At 63.8% G+C, this 15,242-nt stretch carries 14 protein-coding genes; 4 read left to right on the top strand and 10 right to left on the bottom strand.

What is annotated here, in order from left to right:
• Positions 1-44 precede the first annotated feature (44 nt).
• The 7 genes from AC1Q6X_RS25310 to glpD all read right to left on the bottom strand — a co-directional run bounded on the left by AC1Q6X_RS25310 (position 45) and on the right by glpD (position 7,647).
• Complete coding sequence (locus AC1Q6X_RS25310; RefSeq protein ID WP_034779106.1) at positions 45-1,772, bottom strand: ABC transporter substrate-binding protein; 1,728 nt, start codon at positions 1,770-1,772, stop codon at positions 45-47.
• Between the two features lie 71 nt (positions 1,773-1,843).
• The gene (locus tag AC1Q6X_RS25305) at positions 1,844-2,119 is read right to left on the bottom strand and encodes a DUF2160 domain-containing protein (RefSeq protein WP_070222334.1); all 276 of its coding nucleotides are present in this window, start codon (positions 2,117-2,119) and stop codon (positions 1,844-1,846) included.
• A 31-nt stretch (positions 2,120-2,150) separates the two neighbouring features.
• Positions 2,151-2,957, bottom strand: a complete 807-nt coding sequence (locus AC1Q6X_RS25300) for a carbohydrate ABC transporter permease (protein ID WP_070222208.1) — start codon at positions 2,955-2,957, stop codon at positions 2,151-2,153.
• Complete coding sequence (locus tag AC1Q6X_RS25295) at positions 2,954-3,838, bottom strand: carbohydrate ABC transporter permease (protein ID WP_034754965.1); 885 nt, start codon at positions 3,836-3,838, stop codon at positions 2,954-2,956. Before AC1Q6X_RS25295 ends, AC1Q6X_RS25300 begins: the two co-directional genes overlap by 4 nt.
• Positions 3,838-4,938 (bottom strand): ABC transporter ATP-binding protein, encoded by a 1,101-nt coding sequence (locus tag AC1Q6X_RS25290; RefSeq protein WP_070222210.1) that lies wholly within the window; start codon positions 4,936-4,938, stop codon positions 3,838-3,840. The genes AC1Q6X_RS25295 and AC1Q6X_RS25290 overlap by 1 nt, the downstream gene beginning before the upstream one ends.
• A 1-nt stretch (position 4,939) precedes the next feature.
• Positions 4,940-6,034 carry an ABC transporter ATP-binding protein gene (locus AC1Q6X_RS25285; RefSeq protein ID WP_492498764.1) on the bottom strand — a complete coding sequence of 365 codons (1,095 nt, stop codon included), beginning with the start codon at positions 6,032-6,034 and terminating at the stop codon, positions 4,940-4,942.
• A gap of 74 nt (positions 6,035-6,108) precedes the next feature.
• Positions 6,109-7,647, bottom strand: coding sequence for a glycerol-3-phosphate dehydrogenase (gene glpD, locus AC1Q6X_RS25280; protein WP_492498763.1), 1,539 nt, complete (start codon positions 7,645-7,647; stop codon positions 6,109-6,111).
• A gap of 226 nt (positions 7,648-7,873) precedes the next feature.
• Here glpD and AC1Q6X_RS25275 point away from each other — a divergent pair, with 226 nt between their 5' ends.
• Entirely contained in the window at positions 7,874-8,635 is a 762-nt protein-coding gene (locus AC1Q6X_RS25275; RefSeq protein ID WP_175444698.1) for a DeoR/GlpR family DNA-binding transcription regulator, read from the top strand.
• A 22-nt stretch (positions 8,636-8,657) separates the two neighbouring features.
• Here the strand turns inward: AC1Q6X_RS25275 and AC1Q6X_RS25270 are convergent, their stop codons facing one another.
• Entirely contained in the window at positions 8,658-9,662 is a 1,005-nt protein-coding gene (locus AC1Q6X_RS25270; RefSeq protein ID WP_070290699.1) for a zinc-dependent alcohol dehydrogenase family protein, read from the bottom strand.
• 122 nt (positions 9,663-9,784) lie between these two features.
• On the opposite strand from AC1Q6X_RS25270, the gene AC1Q6X_RS25265 reads away from it, so the two are divergent.
• The 3 genes from AC1Q6X_RS25265 (at position 9,785) to AC1Q6X_RS25255 (ending at position 12,649) form a co-directional block, all read left to right on the top strand.
• Positions 9,785-10,663 carry a LysR family transcriptional regulator gene (locus tag AC1Q6X_RS25265; protein ID WP_070222218.1) on the top strand — a complete coding sequence of 293 codons (879 nt, stop codon included), beginning with the start codon at positions 9,785-9,787 and terminating at the stop codon, positions 10,661-10,663.
• Positions 10,664-11,145: 482 nt separating this feature from the next.
• The gene (locus AC1Q6X_RS25260) at positions 11,146-11,646 is read left to right on the top strand and encodes a MarR family winged helix-turn-helix transcriptional regulator (protein ID WP_070290701.1); all 501 of its coding nucleotides are present in this window, start codon (positions 11,146-11,148) and stop codon (positions 11,644-11,646) included.
• Between the two features lie 85 nt (positions 11,647-11,731).
• On the top strand, positions 11,732-12,649 hold the full coding sequence (locus AC1Q6X_RS25255) for a pyridoxal-phosphate dependent enzyme (RefSeq protein ID WP_492498762.1): 918 nt from the start codon (positions 11,732-11,734) through the stop codon (positions 12,647-12,649).
• Positions 12,650-12,652: 3 nt separating this feature from the next.
• Here AC1Q6X_RS25255 and AC1Q6X_RS25250 read toward each other — a convergent pair whose 3' ends face one another.
• Positions 12,653-14,656: a diguanylate cyclase domain-containing protein gene (locus AC1Q6X_RS25250; protein WP_492498761.1), complete on the bottom strand. Its 2,004-nt coding sequence runs from the start codon at positions 14,654-14,656 to the stop codon at positions 12,653-12,655.
• Complete coding sequence (gene cysC / locus AC1Q6X_RS25245; RefSeq protein ID WP_492405405.1) at positions 14,653-15,222, bottom strand: adenylyl-sulfate kinase; 570 nt, start codon at positions 15,220-15,222, stop codon at positions 14,653-14,655. The genes AC1Q6X_RS25250 and cysC overlap by 4 nt, the downstream gene beginning before the upstream one ends.
• Positions 15,223-15,242 lie beyond the last annotated feature (20 nt).

The following is a 15,242-nucleotide window of genomic DNA, read 5'->3' as shown; positions in this document are numbered from 1 at the left end:
CAAGCGCCCGTGCCCCGGGAAAGCGGCGGCAGAAGTTTACACGACTACCTTACCTTGCCTTCTTTCCAAGCCTGCAATAATTTATCGTAGGCAATTGTTTCACCCTTCGGCTTTTCATTCGCCAGCTTTTTCCATGGCGCGTGCTGGTCCGACAGATACTGGTTCGGATCGACCTTGGGATTGAGCTTGGGCGCGCACGCCTTCATGCCGGCCCGCTGCAGGCGCGCCATGACCTGGTCCATTTCCTCGGCCAGGTTATCCATGGCGGCCTGCGGCGTTTTTTCCGCCGTAATCGCCGTGGCCACGTTCTTCCACCACAGCTGGGCCAGCTTCGGATAGTCGGGCACGTTGTTGCCGGTCGGCGTCCACGCCACGCGGGCGGGGCTGCGGTAGAACTCGATCAAGCCGCCGTACTCGTTCGCGTGCTTCGTAAAATAATCGTGGCGGATGTCGGAATCGCGGATGAAGGTGAGGCCGACGATGGATTTCTTCAGCGACACGGTTTTCGACGTGACGAATTGCGCGTACAGCCAGGCGGCGGCCTTGCGGTCATCGGGCGTGGACTTGAACAGGAACCAGGAACCGACGTCCTGATAGCCGTTCTGCATGCCCTCTTTCCAGTACGGGCCGTGCGGCGACGGCGCCATGCGCCATTTCGGTGTGCCGTCCTTGTTGACCACTGGCAAGCCTGGTTTCGTCATGCCGGCCGTAAATGCCGTGTACCAGAAGATTTGCTGGGCGATTTCGCCCTGGGCCGGCACGGGGCCCGATTCCGAGAAATTCATGCCGTTCGCCTGCGGCGGCGCGTATTTCTTCATCCAGTCGATATATTTCGTCAGCGCAAACACGGCCGCCGGCGAATTCGTGGCGCCGCCGCGCGACATCGACGCGCCCACGGGCGTGCACTTGTCGGCCGCCACCTTGATGCCCCACTCGTCGACCGGCATGCCGTTCGGAATGCCCTTGTCGGCCGCGCCAGCCATCGACAGCCACGCATCGGTGAAGCGCCAGCCCAGGGACGGATCTTTCTTGCCGTAATCCATGTGGCCATAGACTTTCTTGCCGTCCAGTTCCTTCACGTCATTGGTGAAGAAATCGGCGATGTCTTCATAGGCGGACCAGTTCTGCGGCACGCCCAGTTCGTAGCCATACTTGGCCTTGAACTTGGCCTGCAAATCCTTGCGCGCGAACCAGTCGGCGCGGAACCAGTACAGGTTGGCGAATTGCTGGTCGGGCAGCTGGTACACCTTGCCGTCCGGCGCCGTGGTAAAGCTGATGCCGATGAAATCTTTCAGGTCCAGGCCCGGATTCGTGAATTCCTTGCCCTTGGCGGCCATGTAGTCGGACAGCGGTTCCACGGCGCCATAGCGGTAATGCGTGCCGATCAGGTCGGAATCGGAAATCCAGCCGTCATAGATGCTCTTGCCCGACTGCATCGACGTTTGCAGCTTTTCCACCACGTCGCCTTCCTGGATGATGTCGTGGCGCACCTTGATGCCCGTGATTTCCTCGAAGGCCTTGGCCAGGGTCTTCGATTCGTAGACGTGGGTGTCGATGGTTTCCGAGACCACGGAAATTTCCTTGATGCCCTTGGCTTTGAGCTTGGCCGCCGCATCGATGAACCATTTCATTTCAGCAAGCTGTTGCTGCTTGCTCAGGCTGGATGGCTGGAATTCCTTGTCGATCCAGGTTTGCGCCTGCTTGGCGTCGGCCAGGGCCGCGTTCGACACGAGCATGGCCGCAGCCGCGAAGACCGTGAACTTCAATTTCATCGTGAATCTCCTTTTATTTTATTGCCGGCCGCCTGCTGACGGTCCGGCCTCCATCAACACCGGCAAGCCGGTCATCCCCAACGCATTACCACTAATAAAATGACAAAACTGATGGCGGCGCCTATCGCCTGCTGCATTTCCGTGAACCCCGCCCAGGCCAGATTCACGTAGGCCGCCGTGAGCAAGCCGATGAACAGGCGGTCGCCGCGCGTCGTCGGCATGGGCAAAAAGCCCTTGCGTTCGATGCTGGGCGAGCGGATTTGCCACACCGTCATGCCGGCCAGCATCAAGCCGATGCAGATGAAGAAGATGGCCACTTCCGGCGTCCACGCCATCCAGCCGAACAGGCTGGCTGTGCTATCGGTATTGTTTTCCATGTCACACCCTCCCCATCGCGAAACCCTTGGCTATGTAATGCCGCACGAACCAGATCACCAGCGCGCCGGGCACGATGGTCAGCACGCCGGCCGCCGCCAGCACGCCCCAGTCCATGCCGGCCGCCGAGACCGTGCGCGTCATGGTGGCGGCAATGGGCTTGGCATTGACGGAGGTCAAGGTGCGCGCCAGCAGCAATTCCACCCAGCTGAACATGAAGCAGAAGAACGCCGTCACGCCCACGCCCGACTTGATCATCGGCAAGAAGATGCGGATGAAGAAACGGGGAAAGCTGTAGCCGTCGATATACGCCGTTTCGTCGATTTCCTTCGGTACACCGGACATGAAACCTTCCAAAATCCACACGGCCAGCGGCACGTTGAACACCATGTGCGCCAGCGCCACGGCCAGGTGCGTATCCATCAGGCCCACCGTCGAATACAGCTGGAAGAACGGTACGAGGAAGACGGCGGGCGGCGTCATGCGGTTGGTCAAGAGCCAGAAGAATAAATGCTTGTCGCCGACAAAGTTATAGCGGGAAAAAGCGTAGGCTGCCGGCAAGGCGACGGTGACGGACATGACCATATTCAAGGCCACGTAAATCATGGAATTGATGTAGCCGCTGTACCAGGAACGGTCGGTAAAAATCGTGTGGTAGTTGGCGAACGTCCATTGCTGCGGCCACAGGCTCAGCACGCCCACGATTTCCTCGTTGGTCTTGAGCGACATATTGAGCATCCAGTAGATGGGCAACAGCGAGCCCAGCAAAAAGACGATCAGGATGGTGCTGCTCATTTTCTTGTGCATCATTTCTGGTCTCCCGTGCCGACTCTCTGCATCCACGTGTACAGCACAAAGCAGAACAGCAGGATGATGAGGAAATAGATCAGGGAGAAGGCCGAGGCCGGCCCCAGGTCGAACTGGCCCACGGCCTTTTGCGTCAGATATTGCGACAAAAAGGTGGTGGCATTGCCCGGTCCGCCGCCCGTCAGCACGAACGGTTCCGTGTAGATCATGAAACTGTCCATGAAGCGCAGCAAGACGGCGATCATCAGCACATTGCGCAGTTTCGGCAGCTGGATGTAGCGGAACACGGCCAGGCGCGAGGCGCCGTCGATGCGTGCCGCCTGGTAATACGCGTCGGGAATGGCGCGCAAGCCCGCATAGCACAGCAGCACCACCAGCGGCGTCCAGTGCCAGATATCCATCACCATCACGGTCAGCCAGGCGTCGAGCGAATTGCCGTTGTAGTTGTAGTCGAATCCCAGCTGATTCAGGGTATAGCCCATCAGGCCGATGTCGCCGCGGCCAAAGATTTGCCAGATGGTGCCCACCACGTTCCAGGGAATGAGCAAGGGCAACGCGATCAGCACCAGCGCCAGCGACGCCTTCCAGCCATCGGCCGGCATGCACAGGGCGATCAGGATGCCGAGCGGAATCTGGATCGCCAGCACGGAGCCGGAAAACAGCAGCTGGCGCAACAAGGCGCTGTGCAAGTCGCCGTCGAGCATGACCATGCGGAACCACTCGGTGCCCACGAAGACCTTTTGCGTGGGGCTCAGAATATCCTGCACGGAATAATTGACCACCGTCATCAATGGCAGGATGGCGGAAAAGGCCACGCACAGCAGCACGGGCAAGATCAGCAGCCAGGCGCGGCGGTTATTATCGGTTTTACCGTTATGTATCATCAGGCCACCCGCTTATCGTTGACATAGAAAAGGGTGCGTTGCGGCGGAAAATGCAGCCGCACAGCATCCCCGGCGACGGCATCGATGGCGCGCAGCTTGGCCGCCACCGTCACGCCGCCCAGCTGGAATTCCGCCAGGTAATGCGTACCCATATTGCGCACGGCAGTCACCGTGGCGTCCAGGCAATGATCGCTACCCGCACCGCTCTCGCCCGCCTTCAGGCATGCGACGAATTCCGGCCGCACGCCCAGCGTGATTTTCCCTTGCGCGCCAGCCAGGGCCGCGCGGGCGGAAGCGGACACGGCGAGTAGCTGCCCCGCCACGCGCACGCCGCCATCGTCCAGGGTGCAATCGAGCAAGTTCATGCCCGGGTTGCCGATGAAATAGCCGACAAAGGTGTGTTCCGGTTCCTCGAACAGCGCCTGCGCGCTGCCCGTCTGCACCACTTCGCCCTGCGTCATGACGACCACCTGGTCGGCAAAGGTCAAGGCTTCCACCTGGTCGTGCGTGACGTAGATCAGGGACAATTTCAGTTCGTGGTGGATCTCCTTCAACTTTCTGCGCAACAGCCATTTCAAATGCGGATCGATCACCGTCAGCGGTTCGTCGAACAGCACGGCCGCCACGTCGGGGCGCACGAGCCCCCGTCCCAGCGAAATCTTTTGCTTGGCGTCCACGGACAAGCCGCTGGCGCGCAGTTTCAAGTCGCCCGTCAGCTCCAGCATCTGCGCCACCTGCTGCACGCGCTTTTTCACCTCGCTCTCTTTCCAGCCGCGATTACGCAGCGGAAACGCCAGATTGTCGTGCACGGTCATGGTGTCGTAGATGACGGGAAACTGGAACACTTGCGCGATATTGCGTGCTTCCGTGGGCAGCTGCGTGACGTCCTTGCCGTCGAACAGCACCTTGCCATGCGACGGTTTCACGAGACCGGAGATAATATTGAGCAAGGTCGTCTTGCCGCAGCCGGACGGCCCCAGCAAGGCATAGGCGCCGCCGTCATGCCATTCCATGCTCATGGGCCGCAGCGCATAGTCGGCGGGTGCCGTCGGGTTCGGTTTGTAGGCGTGAGCCAGGTCCACCAGTTCGATGCGCGCCATGTCACACCCCTCCTTGCACAGGAGCGAACAATAGCCCGCCATCGTCGGCGAAGATCAGCAAGCCGTGCGGCTGGCAATACACGGTGCAGGCGCTGCCGATCTCCAGATTGTGCACGCCGCCGAGCTGGGCCACCAGGGCCAGGTCGCCGCGGCGCGCATGCACATAGGTTTCCGAGCCGCTGATTTCCGCCAGGTCGACTTGCGCCGCGATGGCCACGTCGCCTTCGGACTGGGGAGATAAATGCAGGCTGTGTGCGCGCACGCCGAGGATCACGTCGCGCCGCTCGCCGAGGCGGGCGCGCTGCGCGCCGCTCAGGTGGATGGCCAGGCCGTCGGCCGCCTGCGCCACGCCATCGGCGCTCACGCGGGCGGGAATCAGGTTGATGGGCGGGTCGCTGAAGGTGCGCGCCACATCGATGGAATTGGGGGCGTTGAAGACGTCCAGGGTCGGCCCCTGCTGCAGCAGCCGTCCCTCGTGCAGCACGGCCACGTGGCCGCCCAGTTGCAGCGCTTCCAGCGGTTCCGTGGTCGCATACACGACCGTCGTGCTGCCGCTGGAAAACAGTTCCGTCAATTCGCGGCGCAATTCCTCGCGCAGTTTGTAGTCGAGGTTGACCAGGGGCTCGTCGAGCAGCAGCAACGATGCGTCCTTGATCAGCGCGCGTCCCAGCGCCGTGCGTTGCTGCTGCCCGCCCGACAATTCTCCGGGCGTGCGCTGCAGGTAGGGCGTGATGTGCAGGCGCTCGGCCAGCGCCAGCACTTTCATGCGGATCTGTTCCTCGGGCACCTTGCGCAAACGCAAGGGCGAAGCGATATTGTCGTAGACGGTGAAGGCCGGATAGTTGATGAATTGCTGGTACACCATGGCCAGGTTACGTTTGCTGACGGGCACGCCCGTCACGTCGACGCCGTCGGCCGTGACGGTGCCCCCGCTGGGCTTGTCCAGCCCCGCCATCACGCGCATCAGGGTCGTCTTGCCGGCACGCGTGGTGCCCAGCAAGACGTTGATGGCGCCCGGCACCAATGCCAGCGACATCGGATATAAAAAATCGTCAGCCCCCTGCTTCCTGCTGATCTTGTCCAGTACCAGTTGCACGCGCTTCTCCTCCAGTGATGGTTTCTTATTCTTCGCCGCACCCTCTGCGGGGCGCGGTCGCTTACGTGTGCTGCCTACAACGACAACGGGTGCTGCAACAGCCAGGCGTCGAGCGTGTCCGCCGTTTCGCGCGGCAGGTGCAGGCCCAGCTTGGAGCGCCTCCACAGCATGTCGGCCGCGCTGACGGCCCATTCGTGGCGCCGCAAATAGTCCACTTCCGCCGCGTACAGGCCGGCGGCGATTTCCTCGCCCATGGCCGCCACATCCGTCCGCCCGGCGAGCAGCACGTGGATGCGCGTGCCGTAGGCGCGTGCATAGCGCGCCACCAGCGCGGCCGGCAGCCACGCATAGTCGCGCTGCAAGCCCTGCACGAACTGGCCGAACTCGCGCACTGCTCTGTTCTGCGGCGTGCTGCCGAACACATCGCCGCCGGGCAGGCAGGCGTTGGCCGTCCAGGCCGGCCGCGCATTGCCTGGCACCGGCGCCAATAAGGGCGCGAGCACATCGAGCGCTTCCTCCGCCAGCTTGCGGAACGTGGTGATCTTGCCGCCGAAAATACTGAGCAGCGGCGCCCCTTCCCGATCCAGCTCGAAGCGGTAATCGCGCGTGACGGCCTTGGCGTCGGCCGCCGCGTCTTCCACCAGCGGGCGCACGCCCGCATACGTCCACACCACGTCGGCCGGCACAATGGGCTTGCTGAAATAGTAACTGGAAAGCTCGCACAAGTAACGAATTTCCTCGTCGTCGATTTCCACCTTGCCGCTGTCGCCGTGGTAGTCGAGATCGGTGGTGCCGATCAGGGTGAAATCGTGCTCATACGGAATGGCAAACACGATGCGCCCGTCCGGATGCTGGAAGATATACGCGTGATCGTGCTCGAACAGGCGCTTGACGACGATGTGACTGCCCTTGATCAGGCGCAAATGCCGGCCCTGTCCGCCCGGCGCCGCCTGCTGCAGGAACTCGGCCGTCCACGGCCCGGCCGCATTGACGACGCTGCGCGCGCGCACGGACAGCTCGCGCCCGTCGCCTTGCAGCAGGGTCGCCAGCCAGGAAGCGTCCGCACCCGCGCCGTCGCGCCGCAGGGCCGTGCAGCGCGTCTGCGTGAGGATGGTCGCCCCCTTGTCCGCCGCGTCGATGGCGTTCAAGACCACCAGGCGCGCATCGTCGACCCAGCCGTCGGAATACACGAAGCCCCGCTTGAATTCGGGTTTTAACGGTTTGCCGGCCGCGTGGCGCGTCAGGTCGATGCCCTGCGAGCCAGGCAGGATTTCCCGCTTGGCCAGCATGTCGTACAGAAACAGGCCGGCGCGTATCAGCCAGGCCGGGCGCTGGCCCTGGGCGTGCGGCATGACGAAGCGCAAGGGCCACATGATGTGCGGCGCCGAGCGCAGCAGCACCTCGCGCTCGATCAGCGCCTTGCGCACGAGGCCGAATTCATAGTATTCGAGATAGCGCAGGCCGCCATGTATCAGCTTGGTGGAAGCGGACGAGGTGTGGGCAGCGAGGTCGTCCTTTTCGCACAGCACCACGGACAAGCCCCGTCCGGCCGCGTCGCGCGCGATGCCGGCGCCATTGATGCCGCCGCCCACCACCAGCACGTCGCATGCCATCGTTGTCTCCACACCTTGCTGTGCTGCGGCCATCGGGACTCCGTGTCTGTCAGGGAAAGGCCGGCGAGGAAAGACTAGGCATCGCCGGCGACTGTCGTTAAGATCAATACAGCTGTAATTCGAATGCAATATGGATAAGATACGCCAGATTGCGAATCGATAGCAACATATTTTTATCACTATTTGTTCGTTTTTGTTCGTTTGTGTTTTTTAAAGAGACAAGCCCATGATTTTGAATCCCCGCCAGCGCCGCTTGCTCGAAGTGGTGCGCCAGAAGGTCACCATGTCCGTCGAGGAGCTGGCGCAGCAGCTGGACGTGACGCCGCAGACCGTGCGCCGCGACGTCAAGCAGATGGAAGAAGCGCGCCTGCTGGCCCGCTACCACGGCGGAGTCGGCTTGCCCTCGTCCGTGGAAAACATCGATTACAGCCAGCGACAAGTGTTCAACAGCGACGCCAAGCGGCGTATCGCCGCCGCCGTCGCCGCGCAGGTGCCGCACGGCTGTTCGCTCTTGATCAATATCGGCACGACGACCGAGGAAGTGGCGCGCGCGCTGGGCCGCCATACGGGCTTGCACGTGGTGACGAACAACCTCAACGTGGCCGCCATCCTGGCCGACAACGCCGCCTGCGAAGTCATCGTGGCCGGCGGCGTGGTGCGCGGGCGCGACCGCGGCATCGTCGGCGAAGCCACCATCGACTTCATCCGCCAGTTCAAGGTCGACATCGGCATCATCGGCATTTCCAGCATCGACGAAGATGGCAGCCTGCGCGACTTCGACGCGCGCGAAGTGAAGGTGGCGCAAGCGATCATCGAGCAGTCGCGCGAAGTGTGGCTGGTGGCCGACCAGCATAAATTCGGCCGCAAGGCGCTGGTGCGCCTGGCCGACCTGGCGCAAGTCGACATCCTGTTTACGGACGCGCCGCCGCCGCCCCGCTTTGCCGAGGTGCTGCGCGACGCGAACGTGAAAGTGCACGTCGCCGCCTGACGGCGACAGTGTTGCGGCCGGCTCAGTGCGCGATGGCAAGCTTGCCGAAATGGCGGCCGCCGGCAGCCAGCTGCGCATACGCTTCGGCCGTGTCGCCGAGGCCGAACACGCGGTCGATGACGGGCACGATGCCATGCGCGGCGATGGCCTGTGCCGCCTGCGCCAGGTCCGCCACGGAGCCGGTGTTGTTGCCGACGATGCGCAAGGCCTTGACGATGACGGGCAGCAAGTCGATGCTGGCGGCCGTGCCGCCGACAAAACCCACCGTGAAGACCGTGCCGCCCACCGCTGCCGCGTTGAGCGAGCGCACGATGGTGGCGCCGCCCACCGTCTCGACCACCAGGTCGGCACCCCGCCCGCCCGTCAGTTTCAGCACTTCCGCATCCCAGGCCGGCGTGGCCCGGTAGTTGATCAGGTAGTCGGCGCCCAGCTGGCGCGCCCGTTCCAGCTTGTCATCGCTGGACGACGCGAGGATCACCGTGGCGCCCGACGCCTTGGCGAACTGCAAGGCAAACAGGCTGACGCCGCCCGTCCCCAACAGCAACACCACCGATCCGGGGCGCACTTGCGCCGAACGCACGGCATTCCACGCCGTCGTGGCTGCAATCGGCAGGGCCGCACCCTGGATAAAGTCGAGGTGGGCCGGCAAGGCGACCAGGCTGGCGGCGGGGACGGCCACGTATTCGGCCAGCGAACCCGGCAAGGTGACGCCGCGCATCGCGCCCACGTTGTGCGGCGCGATGGCGCCGCCCTGCCAGCGCGGCATGAAATGCGGGATGACGCGGTCGCCGACGGCCAGGCCGCTGACGCCCTCGCCCAGCGCCGCCACTTCGCCCGCGCCGTCGGCGACGGGAATCAGCGGAAAAGCCGCGCCGGCAAAGTTGCCGGTCGCAATGGCCACGTCGAGAAAGTTCAGCGTGGCGGCGCGCAGGCGCAGCAGCACCTCGCCCCGCCCGGCCTGCGGCTCGGGCAGCTCGGTCTGGTGAAACGCGGTGAGGGAAGGAGCGGTCAGTTGGATGGCTTGCATGGTCTGTTCTCGGGCAATGGGTCAGGGTGGCCGCGCGCTGGCGGGACAAACAGCAGTGTCATTTAAAATCATTAATAGATAAACTATGGTTTGATTCAATGATTTGACACCAGGGATTGCCAATGGATTTGCTCGACAGCATGAAGGTGTATGTACTGGCCGTGGAAAAAGGCAGCTTGAGCGCCGCCGCGGCCGCCTGCGGGATATCCGCGACGATGGCCGGCAACCACCTGCGGACGCTGGAAAAGCGCCTGGGCATGCAGTTGCTCCAGCGCACCACCCGGCGCCAGCACCTGACGGCCTTCGGCGAGGATTACTATGCGCGCTGCAAGGAAATCCTCAGGCTGGTGGCCGAAACCGATGTCCAGGCGCAAAACCTGCAACTGGCGCCCGCCGGCAAGCTGCGCATCACGGCGCCTCTCACCTTCGGCGCGGAAGCGCTGATGCCCGCCATGGCCGCATACCTGGAGCGCTATCCCGACGTGAGCATCGATGTGTCGCTGAGCGACCGCGTGGTCGACCTGGTGGAGGAAGGTTTCGAGGCCGCCATCCGCATCGGCCAGTTGCCCGATTCCCTGCTGATCGCCAGACCGCTGGCGCCCTACCGGCTGATGATCTGCGCCGCTCCCGACTATCTGGCGCGCAGGGGAACGCCGCGCCACCCGGCCGAGCTGAGCCGGCACGAATGCCTGTCCTTCTCGCCCGCCGCCCTGGCGCATTGGCGCCTGACAGGCGAGGACGGCGTCTGCAGCGTGCCCGTCTCGGGCCGCCTGCAAGTCAACCACGGCCAGGCGCTGCGCGTTGCTGCACTGCATGGCATGGGCATCGTGCTGCAACCGGCCTTCCTGCTGGAAACGGACGTGCAAGCGGGCCGCCTGGTCCAGCTGTTTCCCGCGCATGCGCTGCCCAGCCGCCCCTTGAACGTGGTCTACCTGCCGGACCGCTATCGCTCGCCCAAGCTGCGCAGCTTCGTCGATTTTCTCGTGGAACGGTTCAGCTAAGAGCCTATCCCAGTAGGGAGCGTCTTTTGCAAGCAGCACATCAGGAGCGCGGACAAGGCGCGAGGAGGACGCGTGGCGAACCACGCGACGACGAACAACGCAGTCCCCGCTTCTGAGGGGCGCTTGCAAGAGATGTATTCATCTACTGGGATAGGCTCTAAGTAGCGCCGGCAACACACCTGTGCCATGCGACAGTGATCGCGCTTGAAATATTTATCAATTCGGCAAAATTCATGTTACCATTGATACAACATGAGTTATTTTTTTAATCTTCCTCTCTAGCAATACGATTATTTGCTTGATATTGCTTTTTATATATTTAGAGCAAGAGAAAAAGGAAAAACTTTTTGCCGCTGAATGATTTCCTGTGAAAACAGTGTTAGAAATACCTCAAGCACGACGATTGTTCCCAAACAAACCACTCGACAGCAAGCGTGAAGGCCTTAACCATGCCGGCAACGCCGCCCAGTGAAGGAAGAGAAATGAGCCATAATTTTGAATCGGCCGCCACGCAAGCCGCCCGTCCCAACAGCGTTCCCGTCAGCGAACTGGAAGCCCATCTCGGTTACTGGCTGCGTTTCGTTTCCAACCATGTGTCCCACAGCTTCCAGAAGAAAGCCGAAGCCAATGGCGTGACGGTGTCCGAATGGGTGGTGCTGCGCGAAATGTTCCGCCTGGGCTGCACCTCGCCCACGGTGCTGGCGCAGGTGTCCGGCATGAGCAAGGGCGCCGTGTCGAAACTGATCGACCGCCTGGAAAGCAAGGGCATGGTCAGCAAATCCATCCTGCTGGCCGACCGCCGCCAGCATTCGATCGAACTGACCACGGAAGGCGAGGCGCTGGTACCGGTGCTGGCCGAGATGGCCGACCAGAACGACGAGGAATTCTTCGGCAAGCTGCCGCGCCAGCTGCGCGACGATCTGCTCGAAGCGATGAAGGAAGTGGCGCGCACGCACCACCTCAAAAGCGTCCCGCTGAACTGACAGCCAGCGCACTGCCGGCAAGGATGACACGGTGGCGCGGGCGCTTCGGCTATGATGCTGGCCTGACTGTTTACCAGGAACACGCATGGCCCTGCACATCGAAACTCCCTTGCTCAACTCGCGCGCCCTGAGCCTGCTCAGCGAACGCGCCATCTGGCTCAAGCTCGAAGCCTTGCAGCCACCCGGCTCCTTCAAGATCCGCGGCATCGGCCTCGCCTGCGAAGAATACGCGCGGCGCGGCGCCAGCCGCTTCATTTCCTCTTCCGGCGGCAATGCCGGCATCGCCGTCGCCTATGCGGGACGCCAGCTCGGTATTCCCGTCATCGTCGTCGTGCCGCAAACGACGAGCGAACGGGCCAAGGCCCTGATCGCCCAGGAAGGCGCCGAAGTCATCGTGCACGGCGCCGCCTGGCAGGAAGCGAACGCGCTGGCCCAATCGATGCTCACGCCGCAAGACGCTTTTTTGCACCCGTTCGACGACCCGCTGCTGTGGCAGGGCCATGCCGGCATGATCGATGAAGTAGCGCGCGCGGGCCTGAAACCGGACGCGGTGGTGCTGTCGGTGGGCGGCGGCGGCCTGCTGGCCGGCGTGGCCGAAGGCTTGCAGCGCAACGGCTGGGATGACGTGGCCATCGTGGCCGTCGAAACGCAAGGCGCCGCTTCGCTGGCGGCGGCCGTGTCCGCGCGCGAACACGTGGCCCTGCCGGCCGTGAGCAGCATCGCCACGTCGCTGGCCGCGCGCCAGGTGTGCGCCCAGGCATACGCCATCAGCCAGACCCGTCTGCTGCACAGCGTGGTGGTGTCGGACCGCGCCGCCGTCGACGCCTGCCAGCGCTTTGTCGCCGACCAGCGCCTGGTGGTGGAACCGGCCTGCGGAGCGGCGCTGGCGGCCGTCTACGGCAAGGCGCCGGAACTGGCTCCCTACCGCAATGTGCTCGTCATCGTGTGCGGCGGCGTGACGGCCACCACGCAGCAGCTCGATCACTGGAGCGCCATCCTGTAGTGGCTACGGCGCCGCCTCGCGCAGCGCCACGCCGTCGCGGCCCTGCCCCTTGGCGGCGTACAGGGCCTGGTCGGCCAGATCCAGCAGCTGCGCCGGCGTCAGCGCGCCCTCGCGGAAGATGGCCATGCCGACGCTGGTCGTCACCGGCAGCGGACCGCCGGCCAGCGCAAACGGCTGGCGGATGGCCTCGACGATCTTGGCGCCGACCTGGCGCACTTCGGCCGCGCCGTTCACCCCTTCGAGAATGATCACGAATTCATCGCCGGCCAGGCGCGCCACCAGGTCGCTGGCGCGCACGCTGCGCACCAGGCGCGCGGCGAACTCCTTGAGCACCTCGTCGCCCGCCTTGTGTCCCAGGCTGTCGTTGATGGCCTTGAAACGGTCGATATCAAGATAGGCCAGCGCCATCGGCGCGCGCGCGGCCCGCGTGCGCTGCATGCTCAACTCCAGCTGTTCGTCGAAACGGCGCCGGTTGGCGATGCCCGTCAGGATATCCGTGGCGGCGGCGAACTGCAGCGCCGTATGCACGGCCCTGGTCTTGGTGATTTCGTGGATCAGGCCGTACACGCCCTCCACCGCGCCGCTCTCGCCCACATCGGGCACGTAACTGGTCTGGAAGGCGCGCTGGCCAGCGTCTCCGTCGCCGCCGATGGTGAACTCATATTCAACCTCCTCGCCCGAGAAGGCGCGCCGCAGGTATTGTTCGCGCAACTGGTAGGCTTCCTCGCCCAGCACCTCGCGGATCGATTGCATCATGCTTTCCTGCTGCGATCTGCCGAACCATTTTTCAAACGTCGCGTTGATGAACTGGTAGCGGTGCTCGCGGTCGATGTAGACGATCACCACGGGTACGTGGTCCGTCAGCAGTTTCAAACGCCGCTCGCTGTCGCGCGTCTGCGCCACGGCGATTTCGCGCTCGGCCATCAGCGAGTAGAAATCGCGGCTCAAGTCGCCGATCTCGTCGCGCCGCTCGATTTGCAGCGCCTCGATGCCCAGGCGCTGGCGGCGGATTTCATGCACATGGTGGCGCAGCCGCGCCAAAGGCAGCAGCAGGCGCAGCACCACGCGCCAGCCGGCCAGCCCCGCCAGCGCCGCCAGCAGCACGGCGGCCAGCAATATCTTGCTGCGGATGGCGTGCAGCGGCGCGAACGCGTCGCGCATGGGATACACGGACGCCAGTATCCAGCCCGTCGACGCGATGCGGTGGTAGGCAAACAGGGCATCGACGCCTTGCGTGGTGGTGCCCGTCAGCCAGCCCTCGAAACCCTGCAAGGCGCGCCGCGCGGACATGCTGATGGGACCATGCGCCTCGATATGCTGCATGATGCGCGACTTGTCGGGATGCTCGACGATGATGCCTTCGCCGGTCATGATGTACAGGTAGCCGCCCGTGCCCGGCTTGAGCGCGCCCAGGCGCCCCAGGAAATCGGGCTGGCGCAGGTTGACGCTGGCCGCCAGCACATAACGCACGGCGCCCTGCGCGTCGAACACGGGTTGCGTGACCACGACGATGGGCATGCCGGAAATGCTGCCGTTGAGGGGCGCGGAAATCACCGAGCGCCGGGTCGCCAGCGTCTGTTCAAAGTAAGGGCGGCCCTTCACATTCAGCCCCGCCTGCGGCTTGAAGGGACTCACGCTGGCCAGCACGGCCCCGTCGATACCGACCACGCCGGCCGAATAAAATTCCTTGCGCAGCACCGTTTGCGCAGCCAGGAAACGCTGCAGGCTGGCGCCGTCGTGCGCGCCGCCGGCAGGCAGGCTGTCGGCAATGGCGCGCAGCACGTTGCGCTTCGCGTCGAGTTCCTCATCGATGAAGACGGCGGCGCTGGACAGCGATACGTACTGCTGGCGCCCCGTCACGTCGCGCATGCCGCGCTCGGCCACGGACAGGGTTGCCAGCGCCAGCGAAGCCACGGCAGCGAGCACGAGCAGGAAGACGACCACGCTCATGCGCGCCTTCAGGCTGGCCGGCAGGCGCCGGCGCAATCGTTTGCGCCAGGTCGTCACGGCCGCTGCCGCAGGTAGCGGCAAATGCGCTCGACCGACTCGTCCAGCGCCAGGGTGCCCGTGTCCAGGGTCAGCGCGGCGGCCAGCGGCGCTTCATAGGGTGCGGAAACGCCCGTAAATTGCGCCAGCTGCCCTGCCCGCGCCTTTTCATACAGGCCCTTCGGGTCGCGCGCCTCGCACACGGCCAGCGGCGTGCTGACGTGGACTTCAATGAAATGCGCGGCGCCGATGATGTCGGCGGCCATGGCCCGGTCGGCGCGGTAGGGAGAAATGAAGGCGGCGATGACGGTCAAGCCCGCCCCGTTCATCAGGCGCGCCACTTCGGCCGTGCGGCGGATGTTTTCATGCCGGTCTTGGGGCGTAAAACCCAGGTCGCGGTTCAAGCCATGGCGCAGCTGGTCGCCATCGAGTACTGCCACGGCGCATCCCTGCGCCTTGAGCTGGCGCGCCAGCGCGTCGGCGATGCTGGACTTGCCGGCGCCGCTCAAGCCCGTCAGCCAGACCGTGTCGTATTGTCCTGCCGTCATCACATTGCCTCTCCCCTTGTAGAGCTGGCAATATAGCAAAGCCGCGCGGGAAAGGACAG

The sequence above is a fragment of the Janthinobacterium sp. GW823-FHT06H09 genome, from assembly GCF_058794735.1.
Note: the sequence above shows the minus strand (reverse complement) of the source record. Positions and strands in the feature narration are given on the sequence as shown.

Excerpts from the sequence above, each read along its gene's own strand:
- glpD (WP_492498763.1), bottom strand. The coding sequence starts at position 7,647 with ATGGCATGCGACGTGCTGGTGGTGGGCGGCGGCATCAATGGCGCCGGC.
- AC1Q6X_RS25275 (WP_175444698.1), top strand. The coding sequence starts at position 7,874 with ATGATTTTGAATCCCCGCCAGCGCCGCTTGCTCGAAGTGGTGCGCCAG.
- AC1Q6X_RS25295 (WP_034754965.1), bottom strand. The coding sequence starts at position 3,838 with ATGATACATAACGGTAAAACCGATAATAACCGCCGCGCCTGGCTGCTG.
- AC1Q6X_RS25310 (WP_034779106.1), bottom strand. The coding sequence starts at position 1,772 with ATGAAATTGAAGTTCACGGTCTTCGCGGCTGCGGCCATGCTCGTGTCG.
- AC1Q6X_RS25265 (WP_070222218.1), top strand. The coding sequence starts at position 9,785 with ATGGATTTGCTCGACAGCATGAAGGTGTATGTACTGGCCGTGGAAAAA.
- AC1Q6X_RS25255 (WP_492498762.1), top strand. The coding sequence starts at position 11,732 with ATGGCCCTGCACATCGAAACTCCCTTGCTCAACTCGCGCGCCCTGAGC.
- AC1Q6X_RS25270 (WP_070290699.1), bottom strand. The coding sequence starts at position 9,662 with ATGCAAGCCATCCAACTGACCGCTCCTTCCCTCACCGCGTTTCACCAG.
- AC1Q6X_RS25300 (WP_070222208.1), bottom strand. The coding sequence starts at position 2,957 with ATGATGCACAAGAAAATGAGCAGCACCATCCTGATCGTCTTTTTGCTG.
- AC1Q6X_RS25290 (WP_070222210.1), bottom strand. The coding sequence starts at position 4,938 with ATGGCGCGCATCGAACTGGTGGACCTGGCTCACGCCTACAAACCGAAC.
- AC1Q6X_RS25260 (WP_070290701.1), top strand. The coding sequence starts at position 11,146 with ATGAGCCATAATTTTGAATCGGCCGCCACGCAAGCCGCCCGTCCCAAC.